The organism is Williamsia sp. z34 (genome assembly GCF_059553395.1).
This window is the reverse complement of sequence record NZ_JCANWW010000001.1, coordinates 58,642-69,761: the sequence shown is the minus strand read 5'-3', so window position 1 is coordinate 69,761 and position 11,120 is coordinate 58,642. Positions and strand designations below refer to the sequence as shown.

9 protein-coding genes are annotated in these 11,120 nt (G+C 66.7%); 2 read left to right on the top strand and 7 right to left on the bottom strand.

The features are described 5' to 3' along the window. Nucleotides 1-64: 64 nt before the first annotated feature. Together AC51GT_RS00350 and AC51GT_RS00345 are read left to right on the top strand one after the other, a co-directional pair. Nucleotides 65-844, top strand: a complete 780-nt coding sequence (locus tag AC51GT_RS00350; protein WP_496323409.1) for an alpha/beta fold hydrolase — start codon at nt 65-67, stop codon at nt 842-844. Nucleotide 845: 1 nt separating this feature from the next. After that, the gene (locus AC51GT_RS00345) at nt 846-1,145 is read left to right on the top strand and encodes an MGMT family protein (RefSeq protein WP_496323408.1); all 300 of its coding nucleotides are present in this window, start codon (nt 846-848) and stop codon (nt 1,143-1,145) included. 59 nt (nt 1,146-1,204) lie between these two features. On the opposite strand, the gene AC51GT_RS00340 is transcribed toward AC51GT_RS00345, so the two are convergent. The 7 genes from AC51GT_RS00340 to AC51GT_RS00310 form a co-directional block, all read right to left on the bottom strand. After that, nucleotides 1,205-1,906: a sirohydrochlorin chelatase gene (locus AC51GT_RS00340; protein WP_496327503.1), complete on the bottom strand. Its 702-nt coding sequence runs from the start codon at nt 1,904-1,906 to the stop codon at nt 1,205-1,207. Continuing rightward, the gene (locus AC51GT_RS00335) at nt 1,903-3,069 is read right to left on the bottom strand and encodes a uroporphyrinogen-III synthase (protein ID WP_496327502.1); all 1,167 of its coding nucleotides are present in this window, start codon (nt 3,067-3,069) and stop codon (nt 1,903-1,905) included. The genes AC51GT_RS00340 and AC51GT_RS00335 overlap by 4 nt, the downstream gene beginning before the upstream one ends. 19 nt (nt 3,070-3,088) lie before the next feature. Continuing rightward, the gene (gene nirD, locus AC51GT_RS00330; RefSeq protein WP_496323405.1) at nt 3,089-3,454 is read right to left on the bottom strand and encodes a nitrite reductase small subunit NirD; all 366 of its coding nucleotides are present in this window, start codon (nt 3,452-3,454) and stop codon (nt 3,089-3,091) included. Further along, nucleotides 3,438-5,951, bottom strand: coding sequence for a nitrite reductase large subunit NirB (nirB, locus tag AC51GT_RS00325; protein WP_496327988.1), 2,514 nt, complete (start codon nt 5,949-5,951; stop codon nt 3,438-3,440). Before nirB ends, nirD begins: the two co-directional genes overlap by 17 nt. Nucleotides 5,952-6,019: 68 nt before the next feature. After that, entirely contained in the window at nt 6,020-7,486 is a 1,467-nt protein-coding gene (locus AC51GT_RS00320) for an FAD-dependent oxidoreductase (RefSeq protein WP_496327501.1), read from the bottom strand. Continuing rightward, nucleotides 7,483-9,621, bottom strand: coding sequence for a molybdopterin oxidoreductase family protein (locus AC51GT_RS00315; RefSeq protein WP_496327500.1), 2,139 nt, complete (start codon nt 9,619-9,621; stop codon nt 7,483-7,485). Before AC51GT_RS00315 ends, AC51GT_RS00320 begins: the two co-directional genes overlap by 4 nt. Next, on the bottom strand, nt 9,618-11,072 hold the full coding sequence (locus AC51GT_RS00310) for a nitrate/nitrite transporter (RefSeq protein ID WP_496327499.1): 1,455 nt from the start codon (nt 11,070-11,072) through the stop codon (nt 9,618-9,620). The genes AC51GT_RS00315 and AC51GT_RS00310 overlap by 4 nt, the downstream gene beginning before the upstream one ends. Nucleotides 11,073-11,120: the final 48 nt, after the last annotated feature.

Genomic DNA, 11,120 nt, shown 5'->3' with positions numbered 1-11,120 from the left:
GTGCCTCCGACAGCCGGCGAAGGCCCGCAGGCAGAACACCGGGCCGTCAGGCAAGATTGCGGCCATGTCTGCACTCAATGTGGAACTGTTCGGACCCGTCGACGGCCCGCCCGTGCTGGCACTGCACGGCCTGACCGGCCACGGCAAGCGCTGGGCCGATCTCGCCGACGCCCTGCCGAACGCCCGGATCGTGGCACCGGACCTCCTGGGCCACGGTTTCTCGCCGTGGACCCCGCCGTGGTCGATCCAGGCCCAGGTCTCGGCGCTGCGCGAGGTCGCCGACGAGTACATCGACGGACCGATGGTGGTCGTGGCCCATTCCTACGGCGGGGCGCTGGCGTTGCATCTGTCACAGGCGCTCGAAGACCGGATCCGGTCGATGGTGTTGCTGGATCCGGCCATCGGGCTCGATCCGCAATGGCTGCAGGAGGTGGCCGAGAGTTACCTGTCGCACTACGACTACCCCGACGAGGCCGCGGCCCGTGAGGAGAAACTCGGCGGATCGTGGTCCGAACTCGCTCCGGAGATCCTCGATCGAGAGATCGCCGATCACCTGATCCCGGTCGGCGATCGGGTGAACTGGCGCATCAACCCGGCGATGGTCGTCGCCACCTGGGGCGAGCTGAGCCTCCCGTTTGTGCTTCCTCCCACGGGCATACCCGTCGACCTGGTGCAGGCGATGCGCGTGCAGCCGCCCTATGTCACCGCCGAGTTCCGGGCGGCGCTCGCCGAGCAGCAGGGTGATCTGCTGACCGTGTTCGAAGAGGACTGCGACCACATGGTCCCGTTTTCCAGAGCCGAGCTGACCGCCGACCTGGTCGCCCGCGCGCTCGCCCGCGACTGACATGGCGGCGGTGACGGAAGAACAGGTCGAACGGGTTCGCGAGATCGTGGCCGCGGTGCCGGCGGGCAAGGTGGCCACCTATGGCGATGTGGCCGCGGCTGCCGGATTGTCCAGCGCCCGCATCGTCGGATGGATCATGCGCACCGATTCGGCGGATCTGCCCTGGCACCGCGTCATCGCGGTCAGCGGTCGTCCCGCGCCCCATCTACGGACCGGTCAACTCGAACGCCTTCAGGCCGAAGGCGTTCGAGTCTTCGATGGCCGAGTCGACATGAAAACCGCCCGACAACCGCTCCCCTAACCCGATAATGTGCCCTTTTGGCGAACAAAAGCCCAGGTCAGCTCCGCCAAAAGGGCACATCATCGGGGGGCGACAGGGATCCGGACCGAGCGCATGCGGCGGACGACGAGGTCGACGACTCGGGGGTCGGCGCCCAGTGGCGCGCCGACACCATCAGCCCCGGCCCCGGCCAGTCGATCATGAAAAAGCCCATGCGCCAACAGATATGAGGCAATGAAGACCCGGCGGCCGGTCTTTGCCCGGGTCTGCGCGACGACGTCGGCGATCGAGGGCTGCGCAGTGGCGACATAACCCACCGGCACCTGCTCGCCGAGCATCGAACCGAGGAGGTTCGCCTCCCGGCGCACCTGGCCGAGCGCATAGGCATCGGATGATCCCGCAGCCGCGATCACCACCGAATCACCACGCCTCCAACCACATTCGGCCAGGCGCTGGGCCAGCACCCGGGCGAGTTCGGGATCGGGCCCCAATGCCCGGGACACCGTGGTGGCGCGATGGCCGCTGGCCACGACGTGTTCGGGAAGATCCTGCCGGACGTGATAGCCCTCCGCGAGGAATGCCGGGACGACCACCGCCGGTCCGTCGACGCCGGACAACACTTCCGACGGCGACGGTCCGAGCACGTCCACGAATGCCACCCGGGTCCGGCCGATCTGCGCCGAGACCTTGTCGGCCAGATCCGCGATCATCGCCACCCCGTGTTCGGATCGTGTTCCATGGGCAACCAGGATGGGCTGCGCACCAAGACGATTGATCGTCATGCGTTCTCGCCCTCCTCGTATTCGAGATCGATCGACAACCGGTATCCGCGTTTCACCACGGTTTGGATCATGCGTGAGTCGCCCAGCCCGGCCCGCAGCCTGGCCATCGCGGTCTCGACCGCATGGGTGTCCCCGCCCCCACCGGGCAACTGCGTCAACAGTGCCTGCCGCGAGACCACCCGGCCCGGGTTCTGCGCCAGCGCCTTGAGCAAGGTCAGCCCGGCAGGCGACAGCGGCCGCAGCTCACCGTCGACCAGGACCGCCCGGCTCCGAATACTCATGTCATGCCCGGCAACCCGCATGGTGGGCACCCGGCGCGGCATCTCCTCGGCGATGTGCCGGGCCAACGCTCCCAACCGGAACCGCCCCGGCCTCGACGTCGGAACCTTCAGTGCGGCAAGCGGTCCCGCGGTAACCGGCCCGACGCACATCACCGCGACATCCGAGCGCAGTGCTGCGAGTAGATCGTCGAGGCGACCGGTGTCGTGCGCCCGGCCGAGCATCGAGGCCGCCGCAGGTGCACTGGTGAACGAGACGGCATCGATGTCGAAGTTGATGATCTGCGAGATCATCTGATCGAGATCCGTCGTGTCGTTCGGTGGCAACCACCGGTACACCGGAATCGCGAGCACTTCGGCCCCGGCCTCCCGGAGCACCTCACAGAAGTCGGGCAACGGTTCCCACTCGGTGGTTGCGCCATGCAACTGGACACCGACGCGAACGCCGTCGACCCCTTCGGCGAGCAGGTGCTCGAGTACCTCGCTCGAAGATTCGCTCGGCGGCGACCATTCCTCGTGCAGGCCACCGGCCCGGATCGCGCCCTTGGCCTTCGGACCTCGGGCCAGGACCCGGGATCGGCCCAATGCCTCGACGAGCGTCTCGGCCATCCCCCAGTCCTCTGCTGCCTCCAGCCACCCCCGGAACCCGATACCCGTTGTGGCGACGACGATCTCGGGTGGATCGGCAACAACATTCTCGGTCGCCGCCCGCAATTCCGCGTCGTCGGCGAGTGGAATGATCTGAATGGCCGGCGCCCGCTCGATCACCGCACCACGTCGCTCCAGCAGAGCCGCGAACTCATCGGCCCGGCGCGCCGCCGTGATCCCGATGGTGAAGCCGGTCAACGGGCCTGTTTCACCCTGCGTGCGACGACCCGAACTCACAACGCCTCCATGTGTCACGCTATCGCGGCCGAACCTGTACCAGGCCGGCGTGTTGCCGTACTTCATAGACGGGCAACCATACATTCTCATCACCCAAGCAGCGTCCGTCGACCAGGGAGAACACCTGCTTGAGCAGGGGTGAAGCGACGGTGGGTTCACCGTCGCGGTCACCGACCAGTCCGCGCGACATCACTGCCGCATGCCCGAACGGGTCGATGTTGTCCACGGCGTAGAGCGTGCCGTCGACCATCCGGAACAGCGCCACCTGCGCGCCGCCCGGAAGCAGGACCGCGACCCCGAAGCCCGGGACGAGCCGGTCGAAGGGGCAGGCCGCGGTCCAGGTTGTGTCGAGCGCATCAACGCGGGTGTCATCGACGAGACTCATCGTGTGCTTCCTCCGTTCCCCGGCGGACTGCGCCGGGCTGCGGTGTCCCCAAGAGTACCGGCACCTTGCGTCCGCCACTCTCCGAGAAATCAATGGTGGGATCGGGCTGTTCGGGCGCGTTCACAAAGGACACGAAGCGCGCCAGTTTGTCCTCGTCCTCGAGCACACCCGCCCACTCGTCCTTGTATCCGGCCACGTGTGCTGCCATCGCCGCCTCCAGCTCGGCGGCGATACCGAGACTGTCTTGACACACAACCTCTTTGAGATGTTCCAGGCCACCTTCGAGCGACGCGAGCCACGGCGCCGTGCGTTGCAGCCGATCGGCGGTACGGATGTAGAACATCAGGTACCGATCGATGTACTTGACCAGCGTCTGATCATCGATCCCCGAGGCCAGCAATTGCGCGTGCACCGGACTCTGGCCGCCGTTGCCACCGACATAGAGGTTCCAGCCGTGCTCGGTGGCGATGATGCCGACGTCCTTGCCGCGGGCCTCGGCACACTCCCGGGCGCAACCGGAGACGCCGAACTTCAGCTTGTGCGGCGATCGCAGTCCGCGATAACGGTTTTCGAGGTCGACGGCCATCCCCACCGAATTCTGGACGCCATACCGGCACCAACTGGTGCCGACACAACTCTTCACCGTCCGCAGACTCTTCCCGTAGGCATGTCCGGATTCCATCCCGGCATCGACCAGCCGTTTCCAGATGAGCGGCAACTGTTCGACCCGGGCACCGAACAGGTCGATCCGCTGACCGCCGGTGACCTTGGTGTAGAGATCGAAGTCCTTGGCGACCTGTCCGATCACGATCAGCTGATCGGCTGTCACCTCGCCGCCGGGCATCCGCGGGACGACCGAGTAGGTGCCGTTCTTCTGCATGTTCGCCAGGAATCGGTCGTTTGTATCCTGGAGCGCCACCTGCTCATCCGAGAGGATGTGGTCGCTCGAGGTCGATGCCAGGATGGATGCGACGGTGGGTTTGCAGATCTCACAACCCAGCCCGGACCCGTGCTTGGCGACGAGTTCACTGAACGTGCGGATGCCGGTCGCCTGCACGATCTCGAAGAGCTCGGCCCGCGAATGTGAGAAGTGCGCGCACAGCGACTTCGAGATCGCGACACCCGAATCGGCCAGCAACCGGGTGATCGACGGCACACATCCGCCGCAGGTGGTGCCGGCCTTCGTGCAGGCCTTGACCGCCTCGACGTCTTGCGCACCATGTGCGATCGCGCCGCAGATGGTCCCCTTGTCGACCCCGTTGCACGAACAGATCTCAGCACTGTCGGGCAAGGCGGACAGGCCCACGCCCTCACCGGCCGCCGGGGTGATCAGCGCCGCCGGGTCGCCGGGTAACGGACTCCCGACCATCGGCTTGAGCAAGGCGTACTGCGTGGCGTCACCGACGAGCACACCACCGAGGAGGGTCTTCGCGTCGTCGCTGACAACAACTTTGGAATAGGTTCCGGCCACCGGGTCGTTGAAGACGACCTCCAGGCAGCCCGGCGTGGCACCCATCGCGTCACCGAAACTCGCGACGTCGACCCCGAGGAGCTTGAGCTTGGTCGACATGTCCGCGCCGGCGAACTCCGACCGGCCCCCGAGCAGCCGATCCGCGACCACCTCGGCGGTGCTGTAGCCCGGCGCCACCAGCCCGTAGCAGCGACCGTCCACCGCCGCGACCTCACCGATCGCGTAGATGTCCGGATCATCGGTGCGGCAACTGCTGTCGACGAGAACCCCGCCCCGCTCCCCGACCGCGAGATCGGCGTCCCGGGCGAGCTGGTCGCGTGGTCGCACTCCGGCCGAAAAGACCAGCAGCGCAGCGTCGTCGATGGTGCTCTCGTCGGAGAGTGTGATGTTCAGGCGACCACCGTCGACCTGTTCGATGGCCGCGGTCCCCACCCCCGTGTGGACGGTGACCCCGAGTTCTTCGACCAGGTTCGCCAGCAGCGCCCCGCCACCGACGTCGACCTGCAGCGGCATCAGCCGCGGCGCGAACTCGACGACATGAGGCCTGAGTCCGAGGAGTTTGAGCGCGTTCGCCGCCTCGAGGCCGAGCAGTCCGCCACCGACCACAACGGCCGTCGCTCCGGCCGGGGCGGCCTCGGCGGCGGCCCGGATCCGGTCGAGGTCGGTCAGTGTTCGATAGACGAAGCAGTTCTCGGAGTCCTTGCCGGGGACCGGTGGTACAAAGGGATACGAACCCGTGGCCAGGACCAGCGCGTCGAAGACCACACTGGAATCGTCGTCCAGGACGGCGGTGCGGGCGACCCGATCGATCCGCTTCACCGATCGGCCCAGGAGCAGGGACACCAGCGGGTCTCCCGGATAGGTGTTGCCGTCCAGTGCCAACGCCTGTGGGTCCCACTTGTTCACGTAGGACGACAATCCCACGCGATCGTAGGCCGCGGTGGGTTCCTCACAGACCACCACGACCCGCCACTGATCTGTGACGTCGCGCTGACGCAGTTCTTGCACAAAGCGATGGCCGACCATCCCATGACCAACCACCACAACGGTTTTAGCGGACACGTGGGCCCTCCCTCTCACATCTGTTGTCTCTGTCATGCGTCCGCCGTCTTGAGCCAGTCACACAGGCCTTCGACCACGGATTCGCAACTGCCACAACCGGTTGTCGCGCGCGTTGCCTCGGCCATCGCGCCCGTGCTGCGGGCACCTTTACGCCAGGCGTCGGTCAGGTTCTTCTTCGACACCGTGTTGCACCGGCAGATGATCGCGTCGCCGGGCATCTGCGCCGGACTCGCCGATTCGGTGGCACCCCCGGTGAGATGACCGAGCAGCAACCGCATCCGGTCGCTCGGCACCGGCGCCCCCGAGTCGAACAGTTGCGAGATGGTCCCGACCACCTCGGGGTTGCCCAGGAGCACCGCCCCGGCCACCCGATCCTTGCGGACGACCACCTTCGCGTATCGGCCGCGGTGGGGATCGGACAACGTCAGCACCTCGGCCTCGAGGTCATTCGGATCGGTGTCGACCTCACCCATGGACGCCAGGTCGATGTCATGTGCCTTGAGGCGCAGGATCTGTTGAGTGCCTTCGTATCCGACCTGGGTGTCGCCGATCAGGTTCTGCGCCAAGGTCTCTGCCATCTCCCAACCCGGCTGCACCAGTCCGTAGACGATGTCCCGGTGCTGGGCGCATTCGCCGATCGCGTACACCGACCGGTCGCTGGTGCGGAGTTCGTCGTCGACCACGATTCCGCGCTCCACCGCCAGCCCGGCGTCGGCGGCGACGTCGACGTTGGGGGCGATCCCGGCGGTCACGATGATCAGGTCGGCGCCCAGGGTCGAGCCGTCGGTCAGGACCACCTCACGACCGGTCCGCGGGTCATCGCGGATGGCGCTGACCCGTCCGCCGAGCACCACGTCCATCCCGATCTCACGCAGGATCCGGGTCAGCACCGCCCCGCCTGCACTGTCGAGCTGCTTTTCCATCGGGTGCGAGCGCGGATGCACAACCGTCACGGCGGCACCCTGCAGGAGTGCGCCGCGGGCCGCCTCGAGGCCGAGCAGACCGCCGCCGACCACCACCACCCGAATACTCCTGCCGGACGCCGATTCCCCCAGCGCCGAGACGATCGTCTCGCAGTCGCGCAGGTTGCGGAAGGCGACCACACCGGGCAGTGTCCGGCCCTCGTCGTCGAGGGCGCCGGCGATCGGCGGGATGAACGCCCGGCTACCGGTGGCGAATACGAGCTTGTCGTAGCGGTGGACGGTTCCGTCGCTGCAGTGCACCGTCTGATCGGTGCGGTCGACGCGCTCGACCCGCACGCCGGTGTGGGTCTGCAGGTTCCGTTCGCTGTACCAATTCGTCCCGCGGATCATGGTGTCGGCCGGGCTGATCCGGCCGGCGACCACATTCGACATCAGGATCCGGTTGTACGCCGAGGTCGGTTCCTCACCGATGACGACACTGGTGATGCGGCTGCCGTCGGGGTCGCGCCGGTGCAGTTCTTCCTGCAGGCGCGCACCGGCCATACCGTTGCCGATGATCACCACACGCTTGGTCATGTGGACTCCGTCGGTTCCATCCGCACGGCGCAGATCTTGAACTCGGGCATGCGGCTGGTCGGATCGAGCGCGGGGTTGGTCAACAGGTTGGCGCGTCCCTCGCCGGCATAGTGGAACGGCAGGAACACGGTGTCGGGCCGCAGCGAGTCGATGCACCGGGCCGCGGCAACCACGCAGCCGCGGCGCGAGGTCACTCGCACCTCGTCCCCGTTCGCAATCCCCAGCCGCTCGGCGGTATCGGAGTTGACCTCGACGAACATCGGACCGGCGGCCTCGGACAAGGCCTCCACATGGCGGGTCTGCGCTCCCGACTGGTAGTGCGTGAGGACCCGTCCGGTGGTGCAGATCAGCGGGTAATCGGCGGACACCGGTTCGGTGGGTCCGTGATGATCGACGGCCACGAACTCGGCCCGTCCGTCGTCGGTGGCGAAGCGGTCCAGGAACATCCGCGGCGTCCCGGGGTGACCGGGCTGCGGGCAGGGCCAATGGATCGCCTCATCGTTGTCGAGCCGTTCGTAGGTGATCCCGGTGTAGTCGGCGGGACCTCCGGCAGAGGCCCGGCGCAACTCGTCGAAGACCTCGCGCGGATCGGTCTTGAAACGCTCGGCGGGCTGACCGAGGCGGATCGCCAACTCCGAGAGCACCTCCAGTTCACTGCGGGGTCCATCGGGAATCGACACCGCCTGACGCCTGCGCAGCAACCGCCCTTCGAGGGAGGTCATCGTTCCCTCTTCCTCTGCCCACTGCAGCACGGGCAGAACAACATCGGCCATCGCCGCGGTCTCGGACAGCAGGAAGTCGTTGACCACCAGCATGTCCAGCGACTGCAACCGCTCGACGACGTGCCCCGCGCGCGGCGCCGACACCGCGAGATTGGCACCATGGACCATCAGCATCTTCGGACCATCGGGCCGGCCCAGTGATTCGAGCAGTTCGTACGCGCTGCGACCGGGGCCGGGCAGGTCGTCGGGGTCGATGCCCCAGACCCCGGCGACATGCTCACGGGCCGCCGGGTCGGTGATCTTCCGGTAGCCCGGCAGCTGGTCGGCCTTCTGCCCGTGCTCGCGACCGCCCTGACCGTTGCCCTGCCCGGTGATGCAGCCGTAGCCACTGCCCTTGCGGCCACACAAGCCGAGCACCAGCGCCAGTCCGATCACGGCACTGACGGTGTCGGTGCCGGTCGAATGCTGTTCGGCACCACGGGCGGTGAGCACGTACGCGCCGGACCCGCGATCGCGGGACGCGGCCAGCAACGCGACCGTACGCCGCATCGCGCTCACCGGGACGCCACTGGTCCGTTCTGCGCGTTCGGGCCACCACTGCCCGGCGATCCGCCAGAACTCGTCGAATCCGCTGGTGCGGTCGGCGATGTAGTCCAGATCGGCGTACCCCTCGGTCACCGCGATATGAACCATGCCCAAGACCAGCGGGAGGTCTGTTCCGGGCGAGAGCTGCAGATGGACGCCGCCATCGGCGACCGCCCGTTCCACCGTTGCCGTCCGGCGCGGATCGGCGACGACGAGTCCGCCGGCGCGCGCTGCCGTCATCAGGTGGGCGACCATCGGCGGCATCGTCTCGGCCACATTGCCGCCGAGCATCACGATGCACTCCGCAGATCCGATGTCGGCCAACGGGAACGGCAGGCCCCGATCGAGTCCGAAGGACTTGATCCCGGCGGCGGCCGCCGAACTCATGCAGAACCGGCCGTTGTAGTCGATGTTCGAGGTCTGCAGGGCCACCCGCGCGAACTTGCCCAGCTGGTATGCCTTCTCATTCGTCAGCCCGCCACCACCGAAGATCCCCACCGCGTCGGCACCGTGCTCACGCCGGGTTCGGGCGAACCCCCGCGCCACGATGTCCAGAGCGTTGTCCCAGGTCGTCGGCACCAGCTCGCCGTCGACCCGCACCAGTGGCTCGGTGAGCCGGTTCGGGTTGCGGAGTACTTCGGCTGCCGTCCAGCCCTTTTGGCACAGACCACCCTTGTTGGTGGGGAACTGCCGGGGCGTGATCTCGGCATCTGAGGCGTCGGCACCGGTGATGGCCATCGCACACTGCAGTCCGCAGTACGGGCAATGGGTCCGGGTTCCGACCGACCCATCGGCGTTGCGGCGCAGCGGGATCGTCTGCGTACTCACGGCTGCACCACCGGCGCGGCCGATGCGGCCGGCGCCGGTCCGGGTTGCGGTGCCGATTCGGCCGGTGCGGCGGCGACGGTTGCCGGGATCTCGATCGAACGGCGGACATAGAACCAGTACGTCATGATTCCGGCGATGATGTAGAACGCCAGGAATATCACAAAGGCCTGCGTAGCAGACTGATTGGACTTGTAGCTGTCCCGCAGCACCAGGTTGATGGCCACCCCGCCGAGGCCGCCGAACGCGCCGGCGATACCGATCAGCGCCCCCGACATCGACCGGGACCAGTTGGCCTGACCCACCGCGTTGAGTCCGGGGTTGATCTTGGACTTGTGCTCCCAGATGGCCGGGATGATCTTGTAGACAGAACCGTTCGCGATACCCGAGATGACGAACAGCAACACGAATCCGATCACGAAGGCGGTCAGGGTGCCACCGGTGATCTTCTTGTCGTTGGCGTCCGACAACGCACTCGCGGCGACCAGGATCGACGACGCGGCGACCATGGCGGCAAAGCAGTACATGGTGATCTTGCCGCCACCGATCTTGTCGGCGAGCTTGCCACCGTACGGCCGGCTGATCGACCCGAGAAGCGGTCCGATCCAGGCGATCTGTGCTGCGGCGAGGGCCGGCTTGGCAGCACCGGAGGAGGTGAAGGAGATGTTGAGGACCTGACTGAACGCGAATCCGAAGCCGATGAACGAGCCGAAGGTGCCGACGTACAGGATCGAGATGATCCAGGTGTCACGGTATTTGAGGGTTTCCAGCATCGCCTTGCCACTGGAGGTCTGGTGGTCGAGGTTGTCCATGTAGATCGCAGCGCCGATGCCGGCGATCGCCAGCAGCACGAGATAGATCGCACAGACGATCTCGGGTCGATCGGCGGCGAGCCAGATCACCAGCAGGCCGATGAGCTGGATCGCCGGGACACCGATGTTGCCACCGCCCGCGTTGAGTCCGAGCGCCCAGCCCTTGAGTCGCTGCGGGTAGAAGGCATTGATGTTGGTCATGGAGGACGCGAAGTTACCGCCACCGAAACCGGTGAGTGCGGCCACGAAGAGGAACCAGCCGAACCCGAAGTCGCCGGGGTTCATCATCAGCATGAGGGTGAGTCCGGTGGGGATCATCAGGACGAACGCCGAGAAGATCGCCCAGTTGCGGCCACCGAAGATGGCGGTCGCCTGGGTGTACGGGATGCGCAGGCACGAACCGACAAACGTGGCGGTGGCGCCGATGACGAACTTCTGGTCGAGGGAGATGCCGTATTCGGGGCCCATCAGCAGGGCGAGGGCGGAGAACATCGACCAGATCGAGAAGCCGACGTGTTCACAGATGATGGACCAGACAAGGTTTCGCTTGGCGATGGCGGCGTTGCCCTTGTCCCACGCCTGCACGTCCTCCGGATCCCAGTCGGTGATGTAGTGCTTACGCTTGGTGGCCTTGGCAGTCACGTCGAGCCCCTCCTCGTATGTCCGGGTCAATTACCGGATGACTTGGAG

What these genes read in the sequence shown, in the direction of transcription:
- AC51GT_RS00350 (WP_496323409.1), top strand. Translation starts at nt 65, where the DNA reads ATGTCTGCACTCAATGTGGAACTGTTCGGACCCGTCGACGGCCCGCCC.
- AC51GT_RS00345 (WP_496323408.1), top strand. Translation starts at nt 846, where the DNA reads ATGGCGGCGGTGACGGAAGAACAGGTCGAACGGGTTCGCGAGATCGTG.
- AC51GT_RS00340 (WP_496327503.1), bottom strand. Translation starts at nt 1,906, where the DNA reads ATGACGATCAATCGTCTTGGTGCGCAGCCCATCCTGGTTGCCCATGGA.
- nirD (WP_496323405.1), bottom strand. Translation starts at nt 3,454, where the DNA reads ATGAGTCTCGTCGATGACACCCGCGTTGATGCGCTCGACACAACCTGG.
- nirB (WP_496327988.1), bottom strand. Translation starts at nt 5,951, where the DNA reads ATGGTCGGCCATCGCTTTGTGCAAGAACTGCGTCAGCGCGACGTCACA.
- AC51GT_RS00320 (WP_496327501.1), bottom strand. Translation starts at nt 7,486, where the DNA reads ATGACCAAGCGTGTGGTGATCATCGGCAACGGTATGGCCGGTGCGCGC.